The organism is Nonomuraea sp. NPDC059023 (assembly GCF_042740095.1).
In the GTDB taxonomy this organism is placed as follows: domain Bacteria; phylum Actinomycetota; class Actinomycetes; order Streptosporangiales; family Streptosporangiaceae; genus Nonomuraea.
Genome location: NZ_JBHYIO010000043.1, coordinates 64,819 through 91,291, shown reverse-complemented (window position 1 = coordinate 91,291; position 26,473 = coordinate 64,819). Strand labels below are relative to the sequence as shown.

The window sequence follows — 26,473 nt, the reverse complement described above, 5'->3', positions numbered from 1 at the left end:
CACATCCACTACTCCACCCTGGCCGGCTCCGGACCGGGCCCCCTCCTCGGCCTCACCCTCGTGACCACCGGCCTCGTAGCAGCGGGCCTGTACGGGCTCCGCCGCCGCGACCTGGCCCTGTAACCACCAGCCGCACCCCGCACCCAGGACATGCCCTGCCCCGGCCCTCGGCCGGCACACCGTGGCATACGCCAGGCGTCAGAGAGCAGCCGTTGACGCAGGTCAGGCAAGGGTTCCGGCCGCTCCTAGGACTCGTGCCGCGCCGCGTTGGCGTGGATGGCGTCCCTGATGTACTGGGTCAGTCCCTCGGCCAGTGGCTCGTAGTTGGCCGCGAACCGAGGGTCGGCCACGTACATGTCGCCGAGTCCGCGGTGGATCTCGAAGGTGCAGTCGTAGCACCAGCGGGTGAGGTGCTGCCGGTGTTCCTCGGCCAGGTCCATGGCCCGCGGGCCGTCGGCGGGCGCGCCCGCCTGGTACGCCTCGGCCAGCGCACGGGCCACGGCCCCGCCCTCCTCGGTGAACTTCACCCAGTCGGCCTTCGTCATGTTCGCCATGCGCGTGCGGGACTGCTCGTAGGCCGTGCCGCCGCCCCAGCGCCGCTCCGCCTCCTCGGCGTGGTCCTCGGGGCGGAAGTCCCCGAACACCTCGAAACGCTCCTCGGGCGTCAGGTTGATGCCCATCGTCCGTGCCTCCATCTCCTTCTCGATGGCCGCGGTCAAGTTCTTGAGCCGGTCGATGCGCCGCACGAGCAGTTCGTGCTGGCGCCGCAGGTGCGTCATCGCGCTCGCGTCCGGCCGGTCGAGGATGACCGCGATCTCCTCCAGGGGGAACCCGAGCTCGCGGTAGAACAACACCTGCTGGAGCCGGTCCAGGTCGGACTCGGTGTACCTGCGGTAGCCCGCCACCGTGCGCTCACCCGGGCTGAGCAGCCCGATCTCGTCGTAGTGGTGGAGCGCGCGCACGGTGACACCGGCGAGCCTGGCGACCTGGCCGACCGAGTAGCTCATGTCAGAAGTCTGCGGCCTCACGCTACGTGAGGGTCAACCGCGTAGCCTGGCCTGCATGCCGTACCGAGTGAGCGTGGTCGTGCGTTACCGCAAGGCGGTGACCTACGGCGTGCACGCGCTGCTGGCCGCGCTCGAACGTGCGGGGGCGGAGTGCGAGATCCACTTCGGCGCGTCCGCGGCGGAGACGGCGGCGCTGGTCGCGGCGAGCGGCGGCGAGCGGGTGCTGGTCCTGTGGTCGTTCTACTCCCCCGACGCCGAGGCGATGGCCGCCGAGCTCGCGGAGGTGCGCGCGCTGGGCGACGACTCGCGCGCTCTCCACATCGCGGGCGGGGTTCACGCCACCGCCGAGCCGCAGCAGGTCATCGACGCCGGATGGGACCTGGCGGCGATCGGCGAGGGCGAGTCCACGATCGTGGCGCTGGTGGCGGCGCTGCGCGCGGACTCTCCGCTGCGCGAGGTCCCCGGCCTGGCCCTGCGCGACCACGACGGCGTGGCCCTGCGCACCCGCCCGGCCCCGCAGCTCCCGCTGGACGCCTACCCGTCCTTCCCCGACCGGCGGCGCAACTTCGGCCCCATCGAGATCACCCGCGGCTGCCGCTACACCTGCCGCTTCTGCCAGACGCCGTTCATGTTCGGCGCGCAGTTCCGCCACCGGTCCGTGGAGTCGGTGCGCGAGCACGTCCGGCTGATGACCGCGCACGGCATCAAGGACGTGCGCTTCATCACCCCCACCTCCCTCTCGTACGGCGCGCCCGGCCCGGACCCCGACCTGGACCGCGTCGAAGAGCTCCTGGACGGCGTCCGCTCCGAGCTGCCGGCCCACGGCCGCGTCTTCTTCGGCAGCTTCCCCTCCGAGATCCGCCCCGAGCACGTGACGCCGGAGGCGATGCGCCTGCTGAAGCGGTACGTGGCCAACGACAACATCATCATCGGCGCCCAGTCGGGCTCCGACCGCGTCCTCGACGCCTCCGGCCGCGGCCACGGCGTGGAGCCCGTGCGCGCCGCGGTGCGAATCGCCATGGAGTACGGCTTCCGCCCCAACGTCGACTTCATCTTCGGCATGCCGGGCGAGTCGGCGGCCGACCAGTCCGACTCCCTGAAGCTGGCCGCGGATCTGGCCGGAATGGGCGCCCGCATCCACACGCACACGTTCATGCCGCTGCCGGGCACGCCGTGGCGCGACGCCGAGCCCGCGTTCATCCCGATATCCACGAGGACCGAGCTCGACCGCCTGGCCCAGCGCGGCGACGCGTACGGCCATTGGCGCAGGCAGGCCGAGCACGCCACCCGGCTGGCGGAGACGGCCAGGTCGTATCCGCGAAGGACGCCGCGCCGCCGTACCTGACGACTGTGTTTTTCGATGCGTCCAAAGTGGTACAGGGGTAAGGTTCGGCCACGTGTCATCCTCGAATGGAGACTGGCCGGGCGGTGTAAAGCCCCAGGTCACGGCGCCGTGGCCTTTGTGTCAGTTCGTCCTAAAAATACATAGTAGATGTGACTTGAGGTGCGATTATTGTTATGTCTACGAAATGGCCGACCAGAGCTGGAAAGAGCAGCCGCGTCGGATTTCGAAAGACGTCATCGCACACACGGCTTCCCGGATCGCTGAGCACGCGCACGCGCACCGGCTGCCCTCCGTCCACCTGATCCTGCACGGCGGGGAGCCGCTGCTGGCCGGTGCCGATCACATCGCCCACGCCGTGCGCTCCGTCCGGCAGGCTCTGGGGCCGGAGGTCCGGCTCAACGTCAGCCTGCAGACGAACGGGATGCGTCTCGACGAGGCCTACCTGAAACTCTTCGACGACCTCGGGATCCGCGTCGGCGTCAGCCTGGACGGCGGCGCCGACGATCATGACCGGCACCGGCGGCGGCGCGACGGACGCGGCAGCCACGCGACCGTGTCCGCCGCGCTCGGGCTGCTCTCCGAGCGCTACCCGCACCTGTACGCCGGCCTGCTCTGCACCGTCGACCTCGACAACGACCCGATCGCCACCTACGAGGCCCTGCTCAAGTCCGAGCCGCCCAGGATCGACTTCCTGCTGCCGCACGGCAACTGGGCCGAGCCACCACCCGGCCTGCCCGCCGAAGGCGGCGCGACGCCGTACGCGGACTGGCTGATCCCGATCTTCGACCGATGGTACGACGCCCCGCGGCAGGAGACCGAAGTACGGCTTTTCGCCGACATCCTGCACCTGCTCATGGGCGGAACGTCATCCAGCGAGTCCCTCGGACTCGGCCCGGCCCGGATGGCGGTGATCGAGACCGACGGCGGCGTCGAGCAGTCCGACACCCTCAAATCCGCCTATCCCGGCGCCCCCGCCACCGGTTTCCACGTCGCCCGCGACACCTTCGACGCCGTGCTGCGGCATCCGGCCGTCATGGCCCGTCAGCTCGGCGCCGACGCCCTGGCGCAGGAGTGCCGGGGCTGCCCGATCGTGTCGGTCTGCGGCGGCGGGCTCTACGCGCACCGCTACGACCCGGCCAACGGCTTCGGCAATCGCTCGGTGTACTGCGCCGACCTGTTCCGCCTGATCACCCATGTTCGCGGCAGAGTCCAGCGCGACGTCGCCACTTTGATGGAAGGCCGCTGATGAACCTCAAGCACCATGTCATCCCGGACGAGCACTTCCTGGCGCTGGGCGCGGGCGAAGGGGGCGCGCGGGCGGCCCGGCTCCTGTCCGACGCCCAGTACAGCAAGCACCTGCTGCTCGTCGCCGGTCTGGCCGACGGCGCCGCGCGGGCGTACCGGCTGCTGGGCGAGGCCCAGCGGCACCGGCCGGAAGCGGCGCAGGCCGTGCTCCGCCACCCCGCGGTCGGCGCCTGGGCCTGGCGCACCTACCACGCGCGGGTGACGGGCTCCGGCGGGCACTCCGCCGCCCGCCTCGCGGCGGTCGCCGCCGCCGCCGCGGTCCGTTCCGGCATGGACTTCGAGGTCGAGCTGCCCACGGAGGCGGGCGGTCTCGTGCTGCCGTCGCTCGGCCGCGCCGTACTCGACGATCCTCTTGTGACGGTACGACGGGTCCGCGGCGGACCGGCGCAGGTGGTCGGCGCCGGCACGGTACGCATCCCCGATGACCCCCACCGCGACGCCCCCGGCTGGCAGGCGATGCGCTACCTGGAAGCCGAGGCCCAGGGCAGAACGCTCCGGCTCTGCGTCGACGACCTCGACCCGTACCGGATGCCCGGCGCCAGGCTCGCCGCCGACCGGCTGTCCGCCGACGAGCTGATCGTCTGGCAGGAGGCGCTGCGGCGGGCATGGGACCTGCTGCTGACCCATCACCGGACCGTCGCGGAGGAGGTGTCCGTGGCCACGCGGGTGCTGACGCCCCTGACGCACATCCCCGGTGACCAGATCAGCGGCAGTTCCCGTGAGGCGTTCGGCTGCGTCGCGCTGTCCACGCCGCCCGACGCGACGACGCTGGCCCTGACGTTCGCGCACGAGGTCCAGCACGGCAAGCTGGCGGCGCTGCTCGACGTGATCCCCCTGCTCAGGCCGTCGGCCGGCCGGCGCTACTACGCGCCCTGGCGCAATGATCCCCGCCCGCTGGGCGGCCTCTTCCAGGGGGCGTACGCCTACGTCGGCGTCAGCGGATTCTGGCGCAGGCAGCGCCGCCACGAGCAGGGGGCGGCCGCGCTCGCCGCGAGCGCCGAGTTCTACCGGTGGCGGGAGGCCGCGGAAGGGGCTACCCGGGTGATCGCCGAGAGCGGGTTCCTGACCCCGCCCGGCGAGCGGTTCGTCGCCCGGATGGCCGCGACGCTGGACGCCTGGAGGGACGAGGAGGTCTCCGCCGAGGCCGTGGAGAAGGCCCACCAGGACGCGGCGGCCCACCGGCAGACGTGGGAGGAGCGCAACGGAACGGTCACGCCGTCGACTCCAGGCGGCGTGACAGTTCCTGGATGAAGTCGCGGGCGTCTCCCCAGAAGACGGCGGCGCGCATGTTCAGCCGGGCGATCCGGGCCAGGTGGTAGTTTCTGGCGGCCTCCTCCATCCCGCCGGGGCCCGGATCGTACAGCACCATGACGATGTTCCTCCTGGGGGTGGAAACACCTGACAGGAGGGACATCAGCAGGTCGAACGCCGACGACCGCGGGTTGTAGCCGATCATCAGGAACGGGTTGGTCACCAGCGCCCCGACGATGTCGGCCGACCCTCTGTCGTACTCGACCCGCAGGCACCTCATCCGGTCGGTCTGGGACAACACCAGCGAGCCCGGCTGGTCGTACGATCCGGCCAGGTGGCAGACGAGGGGCCGCTCGGGGGTGGGCGCGATCACGGGCTCGGCCGTGGACAGCTCCGGGCGCCACGGCAGCACCTTCATGACCGGTTCCCTGCCCGCGCGGGCCAGCGACTGGGTGAGCTGGTCGTGGTAGCTGGTGGTCAGATAGGACGTGGCGGGCACTTTCGCGAGAAACGCGTGCGGGTCCTCTTCCTCACGCTGCTCCCACGTCGCCCGGAGTCCGGTCAGGATCTCCTCGGCCATGGCCGCCTGGTCCGGCAGCGTCACCGCGTAGTCGAGGATCGACTCGAAGTTCCACGCGTCCGCGAACGGGTAGCCGAGCCGGCTGGCCCACTCCCAGCTCATCGCCCGGATCCGGGCGGCCTTCTCCCAGGAGATGTCGGCGCCGACGATCGGCGTGCAGTCGCCGGTGGTCACCTGGTAGACGAGCCTGGCCCAGTCGTCGCTCTCCATCTCCCTGGCCATCAGCGCCCTGCGGGCCGAGGAGGGGGCGGGCGACGGCGGCGGGGCCGTATCGCCGGGAACGGCGGGGTGCGTACCGGTTTCGGGGGCGACGCCGCTGTAGCGTTCGGCGCTCTCGCCGTCGTTGATCGCCCGGAAGTACGTGATCAGCCGGGCGACGAAACCCAGGACGCCCTCGTCCGCCGAGTCGGCCAGGGACGACGCCTCGGCGTGTCCGGCCAGTTCGGCGTATCTGGGGAAGTTCGCCCGGTTCTCCGGGTCTCCGCAGTCGGATCCGGCCAGCAGCCGGTGGACGTCGTGCCGTACCCGCTCCTGTTCCTGGACGGTCATGCGCTCCTTCACCGTCGACTGGAGCAGGCGGTGCACCTGGATCGTGCCCCGGCTGGCCAGCCGGACGAACCCGTAGCGGGTGAGCGCCCTGATCGCGTTGTCGGCCAGCACGGGATCCTGGAACACCGCGGCCGACTCGCCCGGCAGCGGCAGCGACCCCTGGCGAAGCAGGCCGCGCGAGATCGACTCCGGCCGGAGGAACGCGCAGCACCGCAGCAAGTGGAGTCCCTCCGGGCAGGTCTGCCTGAGCGTCTCGAACCCGAGATCCCATGCCGAGGCCAGGCCGCGCCCGTAGTCGACCGGCGGATGCTTGTCCAGCATGCGGCCGGGCTGTTCGTGCAACCGCGCCAGGTAGGCCCCGGGCGCCAGGCCGGAGCCCTTGATGTACGTGATCGCCTGTACGAGGCCCAGCGGCATGTCCTCCAGTTCCCCCGCCACCTGCCCGGCCTCCTCGACGGACATGCCGGGCACGCGGCGCGTGAGCAGTTCGACACTGTCCTCCCGCTCGAACACGCCCACCTCGATGGGCACCGCGACCTCTTCCCAGGCGGGCTCGCGCGAGGTGATGAGCACGTGCCCCGGCCCGGAACGCGGCAGGAACGACCCCACGCTCTCCGGGTGCCCGGCGTTGTCGAAGATGAGCAGCCACGGGCTCCAGCGGGAGTCCTCTCGCAGCATCTTCAGCGTCCTGGAGACGATCTCCGCCTCGCCGATGCCCTCGTCCAGCCGCCTGCCGAGAGAGGCCAGATCGGTCCTGATCAGGCTCGGCTGCTCGGCCCTGATCCACCAGACGGCCATGTACCTGGACGAATGCCGATGGATGTATTCGGAGGCGAGCTGGGTCTTGCCATGGCCACCGGGCCCGACCAGGCACACCGGCCAGTCGGTCTGCGCGACCATCGCGGCGTCCAGATCGGCCAGCAGGCTGGTGCGGCCGGAGAAATGACCCCTGACCGGCGGCGAACCGCCCCCGAGAATCCGCGGCAGGTCCTCCTGCTCCCCCGTCCTGCTCATGGTCGCGGAGACACTCCGGTGCCGGTCCAGCCACCCCCGTACGCACGCTTCCTCGTCGTCTGCGAGCCCCAGCCCGTTCTCGCGCCCGAAGGCGAGGCAGGCGCGGATGTACGCGTCGACGAGCAGCCACGAGGGCGGCCGCTTGCGATCACCTTCCAGCAGGCTCTGCACGGTGCTGGGGGCCAGCCGCTCGGGATTCAGCCGGCGCAGTTCGCGGTAGGAGGGGCTGCCGACCTGCCGTCGTAGTTCGCTCATGGCGGCGATGAACGCCTGGAGGGGCTCTTCTGGCATCGGCCCTGCCTATCCGAACTCGTCCATGATTATCCACTTTATCGGCGCATTTCCCCAAGAAGGTGTTCCTGATTGTCCAGACTGTTCCGGCATCGATCCGCATCATTGCGGGACACCTCCGCGCCCGGCTTCCCTGAATACAGGACGCATCACAAGGGAGGCACAATGTGGCCCGAAATTGCCCTCTTCCTGTCGGCCGCCGCTTTTCTCGCACAGGCGCTGCGATTCCTGGTCCTGTTCCTGGGGTTCAGGCTCGCGCTCGGAAAGGCACGCCAAAGAGACCACGCGAGCCTGTATCGCGACTTCGCCAAGGCCGTAAGACCGGATCAGATGGGTGGCGGGTCGAAGTCGCAGTCCATTCGCGCGTCCTGCTCCAACGCCAGCCGGGCGTCCGGGTGATCGGTGCCCATGCCCTCGGCATAGCCTCGCTGGGCCTCGGCGTGCAGCGCGTCCGCCTCCTCCGTCCGGCCGGAGGCGCGTGTGTCGAGGACCAGATTCGTCAGGCAGGCGAGCAGCAGCGGGTACTCGCGCGTGACGATCCGCCGCAGCCTGGTCATCGTCTCGATGCCCGATTGCCGGGCCGATTCGTACTCGCCCAGCGCCGCATGGTCGCTGGCCAGGTTGATGGCGCAGGTCAGGGCGTAGTGATGGTCACGTCCGAGGCGCTCGTCGAGGCCGATCAACGCCCGCTCGTTGGAGCGCCTGGCCGCCTCGGGGTCGCCGCGGAGCCGCTGCAGGATCGCGAGGTTGGTCGCGCAGCCGTACACGTAGGGGTGGTTCTCGCCGTAGACGGCCTCGTACATCGCGACCGCCTGCTCGGCGATCGCGTAGGCGGCGGCGATGTCGCCGGTCGCGCGCAGCACGTTGGACAGGTTGCTGGCCGCCGCGACGGTCTCCGGGTGGTGGTCGCCCATGATGCGCTGCAGGCGGGAATGAACGTCCTTGGCGAGTTCGAGCGATCCGTCGAGGTCGCCCGCCCGGCGCTTGGCGATCGACAGGTCGCGGGCCGTGCGCAGCGTCCACAGGTGCTCGGCGCCGAGTTCCTGCACCCCGTAGGCGTAGGCGTCCTCGCCGAGGTCGACGGCCTCTCGCGAGTCGCCCGTCAGGCGGACGGCCCTGGCCAGGCCGTTCCAGCTGTTGAGGACGTCGGCCTCGCCGATCCGCTCCTCGCTCTCGCTCTGCTTGCGGTGCACGGTGTCGTGCAGGCTCCTGGCCGCCTGGTAGTCGCCGTTGAGCCCGTAGTCGATGGCCAGGTTGTTCATGATCTGCAGGGTCGCCGCCGCCTGCTCGCCGAACGCGGTCGTGTGCTGGGACTGCAGCCTCTCGTCCAGTTGCTGCGCCGCCGACCAGTCCCCCATGGCCCGCAGGTCGGCCGCGAACCCGCTGCTGAGCACCAGCGTCTCGCGGTGCTCGGGACCCAGAACCTCGGTCATCTTGGTCAGCGTGGCGCTGTCGAGATCGTAGGCGGCACGGTATTCGCCCAGCTCGCGGATGATCCCGCCGAGGTGGCGCTGGGCGATCAGCACGTCCGGATGGTCCGGCCCCGACACCTCGGCCCACCGCCGCACGAACTGCTCGGCGAACGAGCGCGCCGACTGGTAGCTGCCCGACCGGTAGAGGTAGTAGATGACGTCGCGCGCCATGCCCCGCACCGCCGGATCGGGGCAGTCCTCCACCTGTGAAGGCAGGATGTGCGCGATCAGCTCGTTGTAGCGCTGCCAGCTGGCCGTCTCGTCGGGCATTCTCGGGGCGGCTCCGGCCAGCAGGAGATGCACCTCGTGCCGGTACCGGCTGCGTTCGTCCTCGTCCAGTTCGTCCCGCAGGAGCGCCTGGACCAGCCGGTGCACCTGGATCGTGCGCGCCTGCGAGTCGATGGCCGCCAGCGCGAACCTGCCCAGCTCCCTGATCGCCCTGGTCAGCAGGATCGTGTCACCGAAGATGCCGCTCAACCTCAGGTCGGACGCCTGGTGGCCGGCCCGGCGGAAGACGTCGCGCGGGATCGGCTCCGGGCCGAAGAACGCGCAGCAGCGCAGCACGTCGACGGCCTCGGGAAGCTTGCTGCGCAACTGCCCCACCGAGAGCGCCCAGGCGGCGGTCATGGGCATCGGGTACTCCGACGGCTTGCTCTCCGAGAGCAGGGCGCTGGTCTGCTCCTTCAGCAGCCGCAGGTAGTCGTCCACCGAGATGCCGGTCTCGACGTGCAGCGCACCCGCCTGTTCCAGCGCGAGAGGAAGATCACCCAGCTGCTCGGCCAAGCGGTCCGCGTCACTGTCGGACAGCGACGCCCGCCTGGACAGGAACTCCACGCTCTCCTCACGGCGGAAGACGTCCACCGGCACGGTGTCGACGATGCCCTGCCAGCGGTGGTTGCGCGAGGTGATGATCACCTGTCCGGGCCCGCGCGGGATGAGGTCGCTGATCTCCTCCGGCTGGTCGGCGTTGTCGAAGACCAACAGCCATCGGTCGTACGGCTCGCCGCGCCGCAGGGCGTCGAGCACCGCGTCCGCCGCGTCCTCGGCCCCGCTTCTGGTCGCGGCCTGCAGCCCCAGGTGCGGCGCCAGGCCCGCCAGCGACGACTTGACCAGGACGGGCTGGTCCGCCGGGATCCACCAGACCACGTCGTACTCGGACCGGAACCGGTGGGCGTACTCGACCGCGAGTTGTGTCTTGCCCACGCCGCCCAGCCCGTGCAGGGCGTGCGGGACCACGGCGGTCACCTCGGTGGACAGGCCCGCGTGCAACCGCTCCAGCAGGATGGACCGACCGGTGAAGTTGACGTTGCGGGGCGGGATCTTGCCCCAGATCTCGGGAATCCGCCCAGCTCTGACCTTCTCTGGCCGTGAACCTGACATCACGCCTCCGAGGGGGGATCGTCCACCCGATAATAGAGGCTTAGCCTTTCCGACTCCTAGGACACATTTGCCGTTATCCTTTTGCGGACAGGGTTCCGGATCGTAAGGGCTTCAATGAGCGATGAGCAGGCCGAGCCAGGCCTAGTCGATGTGAGTGGCTTGTCGCTGGTCGAACTCGACAAACTGGACAAGTCAGCACTTTCCCATGCTCTGCGCGCATTGATGCGGGTGGGCGAAGATGCGATGGGGCCGATCTCCGGGTTCAGCCAGAGCATCGACGGCCACGTCACCGCCAGTTAAAAATAGGGGACATACCTCGTGCTCCACGCCCTCGTCGTGCCAGGAGAGCAGGTCGTCCCCCATGAAGGACTCCGACTGGGCCCGGCTGATCGATCAGCTTCGCACCGGTGACTGCACGCCGTTCATCGGTGCGGGGGCCAGCGGCGGCAGCATGCCGTCCAGCAGAGAGCTGAGCCGCGAATGGGCGGACCGCTTCGGCTACCCCTTCACCGACGACGGCGACCTCGCCCGGGTCACGCAGTACGTCCGCAGCGTCCTGGGCGACTCCGGGCTCAAACACGAACTCAGCCGCCGCCTCACCGCACTCGACCCCCCTGACTTCACCGCGCCGGGCGAGATCCACTCCTCCATCGCCGGCTTCCCCATCCCGGTGTTCCTGACCACCAACTACGACGACTTCCTGGTACGCGCGCTCCGCGGCTCCGGCAAAGAACCGAGCTCGGCCATATTTCCGTGGCACGAGGGCGTGCCGTACGACAGAAACCTTTTCGAGCGCGGCGCCGGCATCCGCCCCGACGCCGACCGGCCGATGGTCTACCACCTGCACGGAAGCGTGAGCCTGCCGTCATCCATCGTGCTGACCGAGGACGACTACATCGATTTCCTGGTCCACCTGACAGCGGCCCGCGCGCAGGGCAACCGGCACGTGATCCCCCCGATCATCCTCGACGCCGTCGCGAACCGGCCGCTGCTCTTTCTCGGTTACACCCTTCAGGAATGGACGTTTCGCGTGCTGTTCCACGGGCTCATCAGACGGTATCCGGCCATTCGCCGACGACGTCATGTCAGTGTCCAGCTCACGCCGGAGAACGAGAACGTGAAGCCGGGAGCCGCCCTTCGCGCCATGGAATACCTCGACCGGTATTTCGACGGCTGGGAGGTCTCCGTCTATTGGGGCACCCCGCGCCAGTTCTGCGAGGAACTCGACGAGCGAATGGGGAACCGGTCATGAGCGCCCCGCCGTACGTGGGACTGCGCTCTTATACGAAGGACGACCAGCAGCGATTCTTCGGCCGCGCGGCGAAGGCGTACGAGATCTCCGTGAAGTGGCAGGCGTACCGGTTCACGATGCTGCACGGGCAGTCGGGAGTGGGCAAGACGTCGGTGCTTGAGGCGGGCGTGCTGCCGGAACTGGCCGACAGGCGGGTGGATGTATTGCCGATCGGGCGGCTCTCCCACGGCTCCGCCTTTCCGATGGCCGCCCTGCCGGAACGTAATCCGTTCACGGTGGCGCTGCTGTCATCATGGGCGCCGGGCGAATCGCTCACGCGGCTTTCCGGGCTCACCGTCCGGCAGTTTCTCCGGCGCCGCGGGCCCAGGTTCGACAAATACGGCGACCCCATTCCCATCCTGGCCGCCATCGACCAGGCGGAGGAACTCTTCTTCGACTTCCCCCACCGCCAGGGGTTCCGCGACCCCTTTATCGCGCAACTCGCCGAGGCGCTGGCCGACAACGAGGACCTGTACCTTCTCCTGTCGATCAGGGACGAGTATCTGGCCAGGCTCAAGGCGCACGGGAACCCTCTGATGAACGCCGGCCAGTACACGGAGGTGGTGGTGGACCCCTTCGACGAACAGGAGGCGCTGGCCGCGATCAGCAAACCGCTCGCCGGCACGGGACGCTCCTACGCGCCCCAGGCGGCGGAAACCCTGGTCAGAGAGCTGCGCACGGTCCATCTCCAAGGCATCGGAACCCCGTCCTCCTACACCGTGGACACCATCGAACCGGTGCAGCTCCAGATCGTCTGCTCCGCCCTGTGGAACTCCTGCCCGAGCGATCTGACCGTCATCACCCCGGAATACGTGGAACGGCACACCGACATCGATCGATCCCTGGGCGACTTCCTCGACCAGGCCCTGGCTGAGATCGCGCGCGACCACGAGATCCCTCTCGAACGGCTCAGCGCCTGGCTAAGAGAGACGTTCATCACCGAACTCGGCACCCGCGGCACCGCGTACGAGGGCGAGACCCAGACCACCGGCATGCCCAACAGCGTGGTCAAGGCCCTGATCGACCGCCACGTGCTCAAGGCCGAGATGCGCTCGGGCCTGCGGTGGTGCGAACTGCAGCACGACCGGCTGCTTCAGCCGGTACAGCGCGCCTTCGGCGGCGCCCGCCCGCGCCCCGACTCCGGCCAGCCGCCCGTGAGCGCCGCCGAGCACCTGCGCGTGGCCGAACAGGTGCTGGCCGACGGCAACCTCACACTGGCCGAGACCCACGGCGACAAGGCAAGGCGCGCCTGCGGCGAAGACGACCTGCGCACGCTGGCGGAGATCGAGTCGTTCCTCGGCAACCTCGCCCATACCCGCGGCGACTGGGAGGTGGCCGAGCGCTGCTACAAACAGGCCAGCCAGGTGTACGAACGCCTGCGCGACACCCCGGCCGTAGGCCGCTCACTGGCCTCCGCCGGACGCGTGATCCTGCACCAGGGCCGCCCGGACGACGCCATAGACGAACTGCGATCCGCCGTAGGACGAGTACCGAACGACCTCAACCTCCAGGTAGAACTGGCCATCACGGTATGGCACACCGGCAACCCCCAGGCCGCGCTATCCATCCTCCAAGCCGTCCTGTCCGCGGACGGCGACAGACCCATCGCATTGCAGGCCCGCGGAGAAATCCTCGCCGACCTCGGCTCCCCCATCCAGGCCCTACGAGACCTGGACCGGGTACGCGAACCCACGGAACCGGCCACCATCGCCGCCAGAGCACTGGCATTGGCCGACCTGGACCGCGTCGAGGAGGCGTCAGTCGAGCTGGAGGCCGCCCTGGTCGGCGGGCGCGACCACGGCCTGGTGGCGTACCTGTGCGCCCGCGCCCTGTCCCGCATGGGCAACCGCGCCCGAGCCGCCCAAATAGCCCGCGAAGCCACCCGCCCACCCCTGACGGCCTACCAGCGCAGAATCCTGGCAGACCTGCTGTGAACGGATTCCAGGGGTTGGCAGCAGGCGACAGGCTCGGTGACCAGGCCCCGATGGGGCACCGAGCCTGGTTCGACGCGTACCGCCGAACGTTCATGCGTCGAGGTCCCAGCGGTCAAGAAGCGTGACGACAGGGTGGCTCTCCCGCATCCTGGCCAGTTCCATGGCCGTCAGCGAGGTCGCGCCGGGAAAAGTGTCACCCACTTTCCATCCGGCGTGCAGCACCGCGTCTTCGAGCGCCGCCACGGGGTTCCGGGTGGCCAGCCAACTGTGCAGGAATGACGCGAAGAGCGCGTCCCCCGCCCCCGCGGTGCTCACGACACCCCGTGGCGCCACGGCGGCGACCTCGACCAGGACCCCGTCGGCCAGCCCCATGACGCATCCTCGCCCGCCGAGGCCGACGGCCGCGATCAAGCAGCCCGGATAGCGCTGGAAGATCTTCGCCACCCATTGTCTCGGTGGGCAGGGCAGGCGTTCGTGGCTGCAGAAGATGATGTCGGCGACCTTCAGCCACGGCCGGTTGTACGCGTCGTCCACGTCCGCGATCAGATGGACATCGACCGCGATCGGCACGCCCTCCTCACATGCCGGTTCCAGGAGTGGCCGGACGAACGCGGTGTTGGTGAGCACGGCCAGGTCGGCGCCACGCACGAGACGGCGGAACACCTCGACGGGATACTCCACCGTGTTGACGGCGGCGACGTACGGATGGCCCGAGCGCTGGCCGTTCAGGGCCACCAGAACGACGCCGAGGGAAGACCGCGGCGCTGTCACCACCCCCGGGCCCCACAGCCCTCGGGCGCGCACCGCCGTGCTGATCGTGCCTCCCGCCAGATCCTCCCCGACGAAGGTGCACAGGCGTGCCTCGTCGCCGAGGGTGTGGAGTGTGCTGGCGATGTGGCACGCCGCTCCTGACACCTCTGCTCTCATCCACTCGGGGAAGCGTTCCTGCGCGTACGGCAGCGGGAAGCCCGCCACCGGCATGGCCATGTACAGGCTGGTGACACCTGCCACGACTACCGAACTACTCATGGTCCCTCCTGACGGATCGCGTGGTCGGGCGTACAGATCAGATAGGGCGCGGGGACCGGATCGGCAGGGGGCAGGATGAGGGGCTGAGGCAACCGCATCAGCCGGTACATCAGCCGTCTCATGTTCCGGTCGAAGCGGCCCGGAGCCGAGGTGAGCCGGTTCACGACCTCGGCGTGGCGTGCCGCCGGGCGGCGCGCGGCCGCCGTACGGAGTTGGGCGCACAGCGGCTGGTCAAGCCGTAACCGGGGGGCCGCCGACGCCAGGAGTCCGCCGGCGGACTCCGGATCCACGGCGTCTCGCACGTCGTCGACCAGGGATACGGAGGCACCGCACACCGTGCCGTACACCGCGATGGAACCGTGGTCTCCGACCACGTGGTCCGCAGCGACGAGGACACCGCGCCAGTCCGCCTCGGGAGGAACCAGGGCCAGTTCGTCCCGCAGGCAGTCGGCCAGCCAGTTGCGGATCTGCCAGATGCCGTGGCCGAACCAGATGTTCGGATGGAGAAGGGCGGCGAGGCGGTAGCGGTCGCGGGGAAGCTCGGCCAGCATCCGGCGGAGCAACCCCGTGTGTCTTCCGAAGAGCGAGTCCGATCCCCAGGTGGAGGTCATCACTACGAGCTCGTGCTCGTCCGTGACGCCGAGGGCGCCTCGATAGGCGCGGCGCTCGGGCGAACTGGCGATCAGCCGATCGTGGGAAGCGTCGCCGACGACTTCAGCGACGGCCACGGCCTCTGGGCAGTATCGCGCCAGCCGCTGACGTTCGCTGTCGTGGGCGAGCACGATGGCCGACGGGATCACGGCGCCGTCTCGGATCAGTTCCTGGGCGCTGAGCCCGTACACACCTCGGGACGCGACTGCTCCGCCACCCAGCCGGCGGCTGACGAGCTTGTTGTATCCGGCGCCGTGGGGCATTACCACGAGCGGTGCGTGAACATACTCGATTCCTCCGTAGGCGGCGGAGATGGCGAGGTCGAATTGCTCACGGATCGCCAGATGCCATGGCAGCGTCACGCCGCCTATGCGTCTGAGCAATTCGGTCGCCCCATTGCCGAAGACGTCAGGAGCGATCGTGAAAACCACCTGGACCCGGAGGTCGGCGGAGAGAAGGCGGACGACGTCCAGCAGGCGCTGCCCGGAGGTGACCGTGTGGACGATCACCAACACTGTTCTCTGGCTACGACGCGTCATCCAGCGTGGTGCATCCGGTCCAACCGGAACGCGGTACCCCTCCGAACACGTCATCGGATTTTTGACCCCCTGTCCTGGCCGAATCCCCAAATAGACGGCCTAATCCGATAATGTCTCGGCGTCCTAGACAAAACCTTGCAACAACCGTGAAGTGGCTATGTCTGGACAGCAGGCGGCATATGGACCGTTAACCGAGTTTGCGGGAAACTGGTGGCGAGGGCCCTCTGATCTCTGGAAGGACATTCATGGAGTTCCGGATACTCGGCTCCGTGGAAGTATGGGTCGACGGGGAGGCATGTGAGCTCGGCTCGGCCAAGGAACGGCACGTCCTGGCCGTACTGCTGCTGACTCCTGGGCAGCCTGTGTCCATCGAAAACATGATCAACCGCGTCTGGGATGACGCGCCGCCGTCAAAGGCGCGTGAGAGCGTCCACAGCTACATCGCACGCCTGCGTCGTCGCTTGAACGGGCGAGCCGGCGACCGGGCGGCACGGCTCAACTCTCGATCAGGCGCCTATGTGCTGGAAATCGATCCCCAAACGATTGACCTGCACCGATTTCGACGGCTCAGCGCACAAGCACGGGCCATCTCCGACAGCGGCGACCAGGAGGAGGCGCTGCGACTCCTCCTGGCAGCGGAGAAGCTGTGGCGCGGTGATCCGCTTTCCGGCCTGTCCGGAGAGTGGGTCACCAAACTGAGGACGAGTCTGGAGAGTGAGCATCGCGCCGCGATCGGCATGCGGCTCGCCATGGAGCGCGACATGGGCCATCACGCCGAACTGGTCGGAGAGCTGTACGGCCTCGTCCACGAGTATCCCTACGACGAGTCGTTCGCCGAGCATCTGATGGTCGCGCTCCGCCGTTGCGGGCGCCAGGGTGAGGCGCTGGAGATCTACCATCGGGCGAGCCATCGTCTCGTCGAGGACCTCGGCGCCGAGCCCGGTCCTTCGCTTCGCGGCACGTACGAGCGCATATTGCGCGGAGATGCGGACCTGACCGCGCCACCTCCACGCAACCGCGTCCCTGTCGGGCCGCTCGCCGACAATCTCCCCCGCGACATTCCGGACTTCACCGGGCGAGAGGCAGAGCTGAGCCACCTGTACGGCGAGCTGGAACGATCTCCTTCGACAGCCGTGATCAAGCCCATCGACGGAATGGCCGGAGTCGGCAAGACCGCGCTCGCCGTCCACATGGCTCACCAGCTTGCGGACCGCTATCCAGACGGACAGTGGTATCTCCATCTCCGTGCCCACGACCCCCATCAACCGCCGATCGACCCCACCCAGGGTCTTGAGGTCTTGTTACGGCTTCTCGGGGAGGACCCCGAGCGGATTCCCGAGGCTCTGGAGCCACGTGCCGCGCTGTGGCGCGCGCGACTCGCCAACCGCCGGATGCTGATCGTGCTCGACGACGCGGCCAGCGCCGACCAGGTTAGACCGTTCCTGCCGGGGAGGCCCGGCTGCCTGGTGCTGATCACGAGCCGACGGCGGCTCACTGGGCTGGAGGGGGCCCGGCCGCTGTCTCTGCCCGCGCTCATGCCCCCTGAGGCGGCGCTGCTTTTCCGCCGGATCGTCGGGCAGGACCGACGGCTCGACGCCGGGGACGTCAATCAACTCGTCCGCCTGTGCGGTCACCTCCCGCTTGCGGTCACGATCATGGCCAACCGGCTTCGCCACCGGCCGGCTCGTGGCGTCGGGGACCTGGTGACGAAATTGTCGCGGTCGAAGGACCGGCTCGCCGAGATGTACGCGGGAGACAGGGATCTCCTCACCGCGTTCGATCTGTCCTATCGAGAACTGTCACCGGAACGGCAGCAGGCATTTCGTCGCCTCGGGCTGCACATCGGCGCCGATCTCTCGGTCGATGCGGCCGCCGCGCTGATCGGCTGCGAGGCCAATCGGGCGGAACACGCCCTCGAGGAACTGATCGACCGCCATCTCGTGGAGGAGCCGGACTCCGGCCGGGTCCGCTTTCACGACCTTCTGCGGGCGTACGCCAGGGAGCGCGCCATCGAGGAAGAATCCGCGGAAGAGCCGCGGCGGGCCGTCCATCGGCTGCTCGACTTTTACCTGTGCGCCGCCGACCAGGCCGATCGCGTACTGTACCCGCACAGGCGGCGCGCCAGCGTGAATGTCGTCCACCCGTGCGATGCCGCACCCATGGAGGGGTCACGCTCCGCCGCCGAATGGTTGCGTGCCGAGCGGGCCAACGTGTTGATGTGCGTTCGCTACGCCGCGGAGCACGGATTTCCCACGCATGCCATTCAGCTTTCGCAGGCCATCGCCCTGCATCTCGAACGCTCTGCCCACTGGGAGGACGGCGCACGCGTTCACGATCTGGCCCGCCGCGTCTGCCGGGAGATCGGTGACCGCGCGGGAGAGGCGCGGGTGGAGCTCGAACTCAGCCTGGTGCGAAGTCGCATGAGCCACTACGCCGCCGCCTTCGAGCACGCCGGAAGAGGTCTCGGCATCTTCCAGGCGATCGGCGACCGGCGCGGAGAGGCCGAGACACTGGATCATCTCGCCCGTGTGTCCTGGCTGTCCGGCCGTAACAGGGAGGCTCTGGGATACGCGGAGAGGGCGCTCGAGTTGTTCAGCGCGATCGCGGACCGGCACGGCGAAGGCAACGCGCTGCTGCATGCGGGAATCGCCCTGTCGTATCTGGGACGTGCCGAGGAGGCGGTAGCGGTCTTCGAGGCCGCACTCGAGATCGTGAACGGGACGGGCGACGTCGCCACAAAGGCGATGATCCTCAACAACCTGGGCGAGCTTCATTTCAACCGCGGCGGCTATCCCACCGCGCTCGGACTTTTCCGGAAGGCGCTCGCCATTCTGCGTGAGGCGGGCTGGCGGCAGAACGAGGCTGTCGCACTCAATAATATCGCCAATTGCCATGAGCGAGAGGGCCGTCGTGACGAGGCTCTGCAATTCTATCGCGAGGCGTTGACGATTTATCGGGAGACCGGCGACCGGCGACATGAGGCCGACACGCTGAGCAACATCGGGTCGACCTATTTGGCCATGGATCTCAAAGCCGAGGCGCTGATTCATTTTCAGAAGGCGCTCTCCATCGCGGAGAACATAGGAGATCCATACGAATCGTCGCGCGCGCTCCAGAGGATCGGTGAAAGCCAGCGGCTCAGCGGCCAGTTCGCTCTGGCTCGGAATACCTGCGAGAGGGCGCGGGTCCTCGCCCGCGAACTCGGCGATCCGTTTCTCGAGGCCAATGCCCTTCTTGGCCTGGGTGAAGCCCTTCTGTCCATGCATGGGAGGACGGTCGCGGCGCGGCCCTGGACCGAGGCGCTAACGATCTTCGAGCGTCTGGGCGCACCAGAGGCGAACACCTTGAGGCGACGCCTCGAAGCGCTGAAGGCCACCGGGGCCTAGTTTTCCAAACTTGTGGCGGTCAGCAATATTTCCGGATACTGTGTAATACCTCAGGGTGTCGTGTCCGTATATGTCGGGAAGGTGTAAGTTGTTCCTGAATACTCTATATATGGTACCAACGGCCATCGCGGGCATCATGATGGGAGTTATTGACATCATGATGGGCTGATCAGCCACGACCTGGCCCTCGGTCGCCGCCCCACCTGGGGCGGCGACCTTCTTTTTCACCTTATGTTCTAGGATAACGGTCAAAAGCCTCAAGTCGCTCCTTAATTCTGAAATATCCGATAGACCCGTCTTGTCCAATAGCTTCCAGTGCGGCCTCGTACTTCCGTTTTGCCTCATCCTCACGACCGGTGCGCTCCAGGAGGCGTCCCATCGCCTCTAGGGCTGAGGCCCTGCCCGCGGCCGACCCCAGCCCGGCCATCGCCTCAAACGCGGCACGCAGTTCCTGGTCCGCCTTGTCGTGATCGCCCAGCGCAGCGCACGCATGACCGAGGAAGATACCTACGCGGGCCTGGTTGTACGGGTCGAGGGCACTGGCCAGCAGATGTCGCGCCCGTTCCAAATGGACCACGGCGTCCAGACCACGGTCCTGCGCCAGGAGCACACCCGCGAGGTCGATCAGGGCCAGAGCCGTCTTGCGGTCGGCGCCCAGAGCCTGGAACGCGGTGATCGCGTCCGTGAGGCGGGCGATGGCCTCGCCGTGGTCACCGCGTTCTGCGGCGACCAACCCGAGTCTGCGCAGCGAACCGACTTCCCTCTCCCGCTCCCCCAGCCGCCGCCAGATCACGAGCGCTTCTTCGAATCGTGCGCCGGCCTCATCGTGCCGCCCGAGGGCAAGCAGGCTCAGGCCCAAGCGGTTCAACATCTTCGCCTCGGCGTACGCGTCGCCGCAGGAACGCGCCGCGGCCAACCCCGTCTCCTCCACCGCGACACGCTCCAAGTGGTGGCCCATGAAGAGGAAGAGCGCCCACATGCTGTCCGTGAGCTGGTACGCGGTCGCTTCGCGCCCGAGCTCGCGCGCAAGGGTGACGGCGGCGCTCAGGTTCGCGCGTTCCGACTCCAGCCACTTGAGCGCGTCTTCCGGACCACCGAAGTCCGTCACCTCGGCGGGAGGCGGTTCGGCGTCACGGGGCAGTTGGGTACGGTGCGGCCGCAGTCGGCGTTCCGCGCACGCGGCGGTGGCGAGATACCAGGACAGCAGGCGGCCAACGGCGAGATCCCGAGCTTCGGGCCGGTCCTCGGCCTCGACCAGATGGGAGGCGTGCAACCGGACCAGCGCGTGGTGAAAGCGGTAGCGCCCGTCGGGCTGGTCGGTCAAAAGGTTCGCGTCCGTCAGTTCCCCCAGCAACCGCCTGGCCTCCATCCTCGGGATTCCGGCCAGCGCCGCCGCCGCGCCATCGGCGAACCTGTCTCCAGGAGCGAGGCTGAGCAGCCGGTAGAGCCTGGCCGCGTCGGGACGGAGGGCCCGATAGGACAGGTCCAGCGCGGAACGCATCGCCATGTCATCTCCGATCGTCAGCACCGCCAGGGTCCTCTGCTCCTCGGCCAGCGCGGAGACCATCTCGCGGAGGGGCCAGCTCGGGCGTACAGCTAGGCGGGCCGCCGCGACGCTCAGGGCCAGCGGCAGCCGCATACACAACTCCACCAGTTCTGAGGCGGCCTCGTGCTGCTGCTCCAGCCGGTCGCTGCCCAACGCGTCGCGCAGGAGAGCAAGACTCGCCTCAGCGTCGAACCGATCGACATACACGCCACGCACTCCGTGTGTCATCAGGCCCGCCAGCCGGTATCTGCTGGTCACCACGGTGATACTCGCGAACGAGGCCGGGAGCAACGGCCGCACCTGAGCGGCGGTCATCGCGTCATCGAGGAGGACGAGAACCCGCTGGTCCTTCGTCACCGTGCGATACAAGGCCGCACGCTGCGCCAGATTGCCGGGAATGAGGTCCGTCGGGACACCCAGGGATTGGAGAAAGTCGCCAAGAATCTCCTGCGGCGACGCCGGGTCGGCACCGGAATGCCCGCGCAGATCAGCGTACAGCTGCGCGTCCGGAAAATGCGGGCGAATCATGTGCGCCCAGGCCAGGGACAGCGCGGTCTTCCCCACGCCCACAGGTCCCGTCAACAACACGGTCAGCGGGCCCTCGGTCGCTTCCTCCCGCAGCGCGTCGAGCTGGGCGATGGCGGCCTCGCGATCGACCAGGCGCGGCGGTGGCGGAAGCTGGCTCGGCGCGGGCAGAGTAGCCGTGGCCTGGAAATGGATACCACCGAATACATCACGTGCTTGAACCAGCGGACCGTGAATCACTCCCGTGACATCGTTATGCACAATTTCGGACATATTTCGGTTGGCTATCACGTCGTTTCGAAACCAATCCCTTATTGGGCCAGCGAAACATATGCAACGATGACGCATCACCGAGGGGTCCGCAATCCGCCAATGAACGCGATGTCCCGGCACACCAACCACTCAGGGCTATCGCGGCGCCAGCCGTATCGGATCGCCGGGCGTGTGGTGGACTGGAGCAGAATCACGCGAGACCGAGATTTCAGATTCCGTGCCCGGCATGGCCCATGAACGAGTCTGCGGAAACCGATCGCTGCCTGTCCTGACAGCGCCTCATCATGTCTGCCGCCCGAAGGCTGGGCTGATCCCGGTGGAGGGCGGGCGTTGCGAGATCACCCTGGCGGTCGTCGATGTGGGCGGCCTACGATCCCGACGAGGAAGGGGACGAGTGGTAAGACGGCCATGAGGACTCGCTCAGTATCGGCGATACTTCCATGACGACCGCCCTGTCGGCGATCAAGTCAGTGAGGCGATCGACGATCATCGCGTGAGGAAGCTGAGCGACGCCCACGCCGGCTGTTCGCATTGCGCGGCAAAGCGGTAACGGAGCACCGCCACTTTGTCGAGAACTGCTAAAGATGTCCGGGCCCGAGCCCATCTGACCAATGGGTTGCGCATCCGCCGGGCGATCGATTCATAATTGGCATCACCCTACCGCTGGAGGAAAGCGTGGACACAGCTTTGGTAACCGAGGTTGTCGCCGCACTTCTCGGCGGCGCCGCCGGCGAGGTGGGAAAGAACGCGTGGGCGTCGCTGACCGCGCTCGCGAAGCGACGCTTCGGGTCCGACGAAGACTCGGTCACTGCTCTGGAGAACGCTGAAACGGCCGACACCCAGCGTGTCGTCACCATCCTCGAGCGAAAGGCAGCCGAACACCCCGAGTTCGCCTCCGAGCTTTCAGCCTGGGCAACGCAGACACAGCAGGCGATCCAGTTCACCTCGACAACCAACATCATCGGCGGAAACGCCACCATTCACGGAAACGCCATTCAAGCCGGCAACATCGGATCCATCACATTCAACTAGCCCCCACGACGCAATAGAGCCGTTGGCCAGCAGACTCGTATCGACAAAGATCGAAAAAGACCCTCTGGGATGATCCCGAAGGGCCTTTGAGCTGTGGCGCGGCCGGAGGTACTCGAAACCCCACCCATCTGATCCGTGGGTCAGTGTGTGATGGTGCATGCACCTCGCAAGATCATCCCACGTATGTGCCGGTACCCGATGATGGCACGATGTTCCTAGGCATGGTCCCAGGCTGTGGTGAAGAACTGGAGAGCGTAGTCGTACATCAGGCCGGGGCGGGGTGCCACTATGCAGGGCGAGTCGCGGCCGTGGGCCGCCCGACGGTAGAGGGTGAGGAAGGCGACGCGGTCGGTGATCACTATTCGGTGGAGGTTGGGGAAGTTGTAGCGGCGCAACTCGATGTTGTCCCTGTCAACGGCGACCTCGCTGATGTACCCGGCGTTGATATCGACCTGCTCGGCCAGCATTCCCCGGGAGAAGCCCGGGTCAATGCGCCGGATCTCGTCCTCGCGCCACTCCAGCCATGATGCGGAGGGATGGTTGGTATCGGGAAGCAGTACGTCAACGAACTCTAGGCGACGTCCTTCATCCTCCCACAGAGCGACGAACCCGTCGCGAGTGAGTTCATTCCCTCGGCCGGCCAGCACCCGTACCCACCGGGCTTTGCCGAGCTCTGCCGTGAGATCTTCGGCGGCGCCGCGCTGTCGCGGATGCACCCGAGAGATCCCCAAGCCGGTGAGTCTGGACAGAAGTAGGACCGGCCAGGAGCGCGCCCGCGGTGACAGTGCCATCCCGCCCACTACGGCAAGCGCGGCCGCGACGAGCGAACTCACCACCCCGATCACGAACTCTCCCATCGGGGCTCCCGGTCAGGTGTGATGCGGAAGGTAGGGGATTAGCGCACGCAATACCTCGGCGGCATTCCGGGCAGCGGTCTTCTGCAGAGCGTCATTCTTGTCTTTGTCCGAGTGGTCGGAGACTCCGCGAACAACTACCCAGCCGCGCATCCCAGCCTGATTGCCGCGCTCGTGGAACGCCTGAGCCAGACCGCCGGCTTCCATGTCAACCACTGAGATCTTGTCATTGTAGTGTTTGAGATATCTCCGGACCTCAGATTCGGCGTCTGCGATAACGGCGTCGCCAGTTCCGACAATACAGGGAATGACGCGAAACTCGCCCTCGCCGTTTGTGAATCGCGCCGGTTCACCGTAGTCGGTGAAAAAGCTGTTCACGGCATTTCCCACCATGGCAGACGTCTCACGGTCCTCGCCTCTGCGCTGGATTCCGTCAGCGGTTTCCTTCCGGAGGTCGTAGTAGACCGCTCGCGTTGCTATGGCGACGTCGCCCGCTGAGATGTCCGGTTGGAATCCGCCGCCGATGCCGACAAGTGCGACGACCGTCGGCCGGAACATCTCCCTGAGATTCTCGAACGCGGCCATTGTCGATCGTTGGCCCTGGCCCAGCGATCGAGTCATCACCACTCTGGTGGCGACGCCTCGGAGGTCGATGGTGCCGCACCAGAAGGGAATCCCGTTCACGGGGGCGCCTTCGAGGTTGAGGACATCTATGACTGCCCTTGCCTCCGATTCTTTGATTGTTATCACGCCGACGTCTGCGCGCCTACTGACCACCTCCCCGGTCAGATGATGGTGGACGACCGTTGCACCATCGCCGATGGCAGCGCCACTGATGGTCATGGGGCCGCCCTGATTGATTATTCCGCTGTTCTTGAACTGATCGTTCATGCGCGACCCCCGCTGGATGCGCTGCCGAAGCTCTCAGGTAGGTCGAGTTTCATCGAATTGGTGCCGACCGCAGAGTTCTCTACATTCATGGATTCGCCGAAGTTCATGATTCCGGTATTGATGATGCTCGTAGCACGTTCCTCGAACTCCGAGATGTCGACCTCTTTTTTGCGCAGGAACTCGGTCGCCGCCTTCAGCAGGCGGTCCTCTATGAGTTTCACGTGGTCGGAGATGAGCGTTCGGTCGAGTTGGGCCGTCTCCCATGGCATGCGTTTTTCTTCGCGCACACTCAATCTTGCCCCGATCTTCATACCGCGTCGGGGATCGAGAACGCGGGTTCGCCGCGCTCGAAGAGCCCCAAGCAGGACGGCCGGGACGTGGATGAGACGCCATGACTGCATGATGTCGGTCGGGAGTTCGGTAAGAGCTCGGACCGCTGCCCGGAGTATCGCAGTGGCTCCAGTCTCGCCATACTCGTCCAGGACGTGGTACTCATCCGGCGTACGCGTCAGCGCACACGCAGCGAAGTCGAGGCTGAGCGCGCTCCCTTTGATTGTGGTGCGAAGGAACACAGTGGTAACCAGCTCCCCGAATACCGATGTACGGATCTCGAGGAAGTGATGAAATCGGTCGAACGGCCGATCGATGATCTCGTCGATTTTGTGCGCAGCAGGCTCGCCCTGTAGCCAGCCGCGCTCTTGGTCGACTTCAGGCTCTGCTATATAGATACGGTCTGCTTTTCCGAAGTCCGGAAGGCTGGTGGCGTCATCCTGCCCGTCGAGCCGTTGCATCTCGTCCTTCAAATAGGCGACCAGCTCATGCGCTTTGAACGGGAGCGGATTAAATTCCCGATCGGCCATGCTCCCTTCGCCTGTCTGCAACAAGTGGATGTTGAGCGGCGGGTTCCAGCGATGAGTCAGCCGTCCGGCTCCCACGAATGGCTTATGCGAGTCGTCAAGCGCCAGGACGTCGCGGGGCTTTTCCGGCTTCGACTCCTTCTTCGGGGGCCTGCGATAGATGACGAACGTGTGGACCTGCTGTTCGTCGATTGCCCGATATCGGTGGTTGTCCGGCGAGGGCAGGGGGCCCTTGGCCGTTCGGTGCAACGCGCTGCGTTGAGCAGCACGGCAGCCACACGCCACAAGGACGGTCAACATTCCCATGATCCCTGTTTGCTGCAGCAGGTGGGAGAGCGGAATGCGGGCCACGCCGGAGATCACCGGAACGGCGACGACCAGAGCGCCACTGCCGATGCAGGCAAGCTTGAGGGAGCGGAGATGCTCAGCGAGGTCGCTCGACTCGCTGCGCCAGCGGCCGCGCCCTAAGAACCGGTCCGCGCGCTCTTTTGCCTTCAGCGGCAGAGCGACCTGCGCGCTTCTGACGGCGATGGCTGCAGACCGGCACAGGCCGAACATCGCCGCGGTTGCGGCGGTCGCGGCGGGCATCCATGTGATGCCGCCGAGGAGAACCGCGAGCATTAGCACCCATGTCAGGGTCTCCAAGCGCCACGCCTGCCAGGCGTGCACGACAACCGGCACCAGATCGAAGCCGTAGGAGGGCGCGACCATGTGCTTGGAGTCGTTGTAGACCCGACGGATGATCTTCTCTCGGAAGTCGCGATCGAGGTAGACACCGGCACAGAGGTACCGTGTCGCCTTCGAGTCGACTGCCCCCGTGCTCTTCTCGAGACGTACCGTGCTCGATTGGGCCATGAACCCCCCCGATAGCCGTTTAGGTAAATCTGACCATAAGTTCGTCACCACTTGGAGTCAACTAGACCTTTAATGGGGTATGGCCACGGGCAAGACAGTTCACCGACGCCGCCCACCCGGCTCCCTGACCGCAGCCGTGGATCAAGTGATCTTCTGCCCATCGAGCGCGGCGACCAAGGCCTGTCTCCCATGCGATGAGTCGGGTGGTCCTCAGACGAGACTTAGACCCTCCTGCACCCCTGGAACAGTCACTCCACGAAACGGACACCCAGGCTGTTATCGACACTTCGCCGTAACCCTGGTACGCGGTCTACGTCCTGATCCTGGTTCTCGGCCTTCGGCGCGGTGAGGCACCCGGCCTGGCAACTGCCGGATCTCGATGACCTGGACGTCTACACCCAGATCGCGAGCCCTGAAACCGGCTGATAGATCAGAACGCCTAAGCCCGAAGGCGTTGCTGTGCAACGCTGCTCTGCGCTCACGAAAAAGGCCCTTCGGGATGATCCCGGAGGGCCTTTGAGCTGTGGCGCGGCCGGAGGTACTCGAAACCCCAACCTTCTGATCCGTAGTCAGATGCTCTATCCATTGAGCTACGGCCGCTTGCTTCGTAAGAAAG

17 protein-coding genes and 1 tRNA gene are annotated in these 26,473 nt (G+C 67.1%); 8 read left to right on the top strand and 10 right to left on the bottom strand.

From position 1 onward, the window contains the following. Positions 1-245 precede the first annotated feature (245 nt). Positions 246-1,007, bottom strand: coding sequence for a MerR family transcriptional regulator (locus tag ACFWYW_RS48685; RefSeq protein ID WP_379615463.1), 762 nt, complete (start codon positions 1,005-1,007; stop codon positions 246-248). Between the two features lie 55 nt (positions 1,008-1,062). Between ACFWYW_RS48685 and ACFWYW_RS48680 the strand changes: the two genes are divergently transcribed. From ACFWYW_RS48680 to ACFWYW_RS48670, 3 genes are read left to right on the top strand one after another with little or no spacing between them, the layout of a single operon-like run. Then, complete coding sequence (locus ACFWYW_RS48680; RefSeq protein ID WP_379615465.1) at positions 1,063-2,352, top strand: TIGR04013 family B12-binding domain/radical SAM domain-containing protein; 1,290 nt, start codon at positions 1,063-1,065, stop codon at positions 2,350-2,352. Between the two features lie 52 nt (positions 2,353-2,404). After that, entirely contained in the window at positions 2,405-3,598 is a 1,194-nt protein-coding gene (locus ACFWYW_RS48675; RefSeq protein ID WP_379615467.1) for an FxsB family cyclophane-forming radical SAM/SPASM peptide maturase, read from the top strand. After that, positions 3,598-4,908 (top strand): HEXXH motif domain-containing protein, encoded by a 1,311-nt coding sequence (locus ACFWYW_RS48670; RefSeq protein ID WP_379615469.1) that lies wholly within the window; start codon positions 3,598-3,600, stop codon positions 4,906-4,908. Before ACFWYW_RS48675 ends, ACFWYW_RS48670 begins: the two co-directional genes overlap by 1 nt. On the opposite strand, the gene fxsT (ACFWYW_RS48665) is transcribed toward ACFWYW_RS48670, so the two are convergent. Next, positions 4,868-7,342: an FxSxx-COOH system tetratricopeptide repeat protein gene (gene fxsT / locus ACFWYW_RS48665; RefSeq protein WP_379615471.1), complete on the bottom strand. Its 2,475-nt coding sequence runs from the start codon at positions 7,340-7,342 to the stop codon at positions 4,868-4,870. The genes ACFWYW_RS48670 and fxsT (ACFWYW_RS48665) overlap by 41 nt on opposite strands. A 326-nt stretch (positions 7,343-7,668) precedes the next feature. Then, complete coding sequence (fxsT, locus tag ACFWYW_RS48660; RefSeq protein ID WP_379615473.1) at positions 7,669-10,194, bottom strand: FxSxx-COOH system tetratricopeptide repeat protein; 2,526 nt, start codon at positions 10,192-10,194, stop codon at positions 7,669-7,671. Positions 10,195-10,308: 114 nt separating this feature from the next. Here fxsT (ACFWYW_RS48660) and fxsA point away from each other — a divergent pair, with 114 nt between their 5' ends. The 3 genes from fxsA (at position 10,309) to ACFWYW_RS48645 (ending at position 13,419) form a co-directional block, all read left to right on the top strand. Beyond that, positions 10,309-10,494 carry an FxSxx-COOH cyclophane-containing RiPP peptide gene (gene fxsA / locus ACFWYW_RS48655; RefSeq protein WP_379615475.1) on the top strand — a complete coding sequence of 62 codons (186 nt, stop codon included), beginning with the start codon at positions 10,309-10,311 and terminating at the stop codon, positions 10,492-10,494. A 61-nt stretch (positions 10,495-10,555) separates the two neighbouring features. Next, positions 10,556-11,446 carry an SIR2 family protein gene (locus ACFWYW_RS48650; protein ID WP_379615477.1) on the top strand — a complete coding sequence of 297 codons (891 nt, stop codon included), beginning with the start codon at positions 10,556-10,558 and terminating at the stop codon, positions 11,444-11,446. After that, on the top strand, positions 11,443-13,419 hold the full coding sequence (locus ACFWYW_RS48645; protein ID WP_379615479.1) for a tetratricopeptide repeat protein: 1,977 nt from the start codon (positions 11,443-11,445) through the stop codon (positions 13,417-13,419). The genes ACFWYW_RS48650 and ACFWYW_RS48645 overlap by 4 nt, the downstream gene beginning before the upstream one ends. Positions 13,420-13,509: 90 nt before the next feature. On the opposite strand, the gene ACFWYW_RS48640 is transcribed toward ACFWYW_RS48645, so the two are convergent. Together ACFWYW_RS48640 and ACFWYW_RS48635 are read right to left on the bottom strand one after the other, a co-directional pair. Continuing rightward, positions 13,510-14,448: a carbohydrate kinase family protein gene (locus ACFWYW_RS48640; protein WP_379615481.1), complete on the bottom strand. Its 939-nt coding sequence runs from the start codon at positions 14,446-14,448 to the stop codon at positions 13,510-13,512. Continuing rightward, positions 14,445-15,614, bottom strand: coding sequence for a hypothetical protein (locus ACFWYW_RS48635; RefSeq protein ID WP_379615483.1), 1,170 nt, complete (start codon positions 15,612-15,614; stop codon positions 14,445-14,447). The genes ACFWYW_RS48640 and ACFWYW_RS48635 overlap by 4 nt, the downstream gene beginning before the upstream one ends. A gap of 269 nt (positions 15,615-15,883) precedes the next feature. Here ACFWYW_RS48635 and ACFWYW_RS48630 point away from each other — a divergent pair, with 269 nt between their 5' ends. Beyond that, a complete protein-coding gene (locus tag ACFWYW_RS48630) occupies positions 15,884-19,024 on the top strand; it encodes a tetratricopeptide repeat protein (RefSeq protein ID WP_379615485.1) in 3,141 nt (1,046 codons plus the stop codon). 229 nt (positions 19,025-19,253) lie between these two features. Here ACFWYW_RS48630 and ACFWYW_RS48625 read toward each other — a convergent pair whose 3' ends face one another. After that, a complete protein-coding gene (locus ACFWYW_RS48625; protein ID WP_379615487.1) occupies positions 19,254-21,368 on the bottom strand; it encodes a tetratricopeptide repeat protein in 2,115 nt (704 codons plus the stop codon). Positions 21,369-22,043: 675 nt separating this feature from the next. Here ACFWYW_RS48625 and ACFWYW_RS48620 point away from each other — a divergent pair. Next, entirely contained in the window at positions 22,044-22,400 is a 357-nt protein-coding gene (locus ACFWYW_RS48620; protein ID WP_379615489.1) for a hypothetical protein, read from the top strand. 215 nt (positions 22,401-22,615) lie between these two features. Here ACFWYW_RS48620 and ACFWYW_RS48615 read toward each other — a convergent pair whose 3' ends face one another. The 4 genes from ACFWYW_RS48615 to ACFWYW_RS48600 all read right to left on the bottom strand — a co-directional run bounded on the left by ACFWYW_RS48615 (position 22,616) and on the right by ACFWYW_RS48600 (position 26,457). Beyond that, a complete protein-coding gene (locus ACFWYW_RS48615) occupies positions 22,616-23,257 on the bottom strand; it encodes a hypothetical protein (protein ID WP_379615491.1) in 642 nt (213 codons plus the stop codon). 12 nt (positions 23,258-23,269) lie between these two features. Further along, the gene (locus ACFWYW_RS48610) at positions 23,270-24,145 is read right to left on the bottom strand and encodes a hypothetical protein (RefSeq protein WP_379615493.1); all 876 of its coding nucleotides are present in this window, start codon (positions 24,143-24,145) and stop codon (positions 23,270-23,272) included. Continuing rightward, positions 24,142-25,857: a hypothetical protein gene (locus tag ACFWYW_RS48605; protein ID WP_379615495.1), complete on the bottom strand. Its 1,716-nt coding sequence runs from the start codon at positions 25,855-25,857 to the stop codon at positions 24,142-24,144. The genes ACFWYW_RS48610 and ACFWYW_RS48605 overlap by 4 nt, the downstream gene beginning before the upstream one ends. Positions 25,858-26,381: 524 nt before the next feature. After that, positions 26,382-26,457: transfer RNA gene (locus ACFWYW_RS48600), tRNA-Arg, on the bottom strand. Positions 26,458-26,473: the final 16 nt, after the last annotated feature.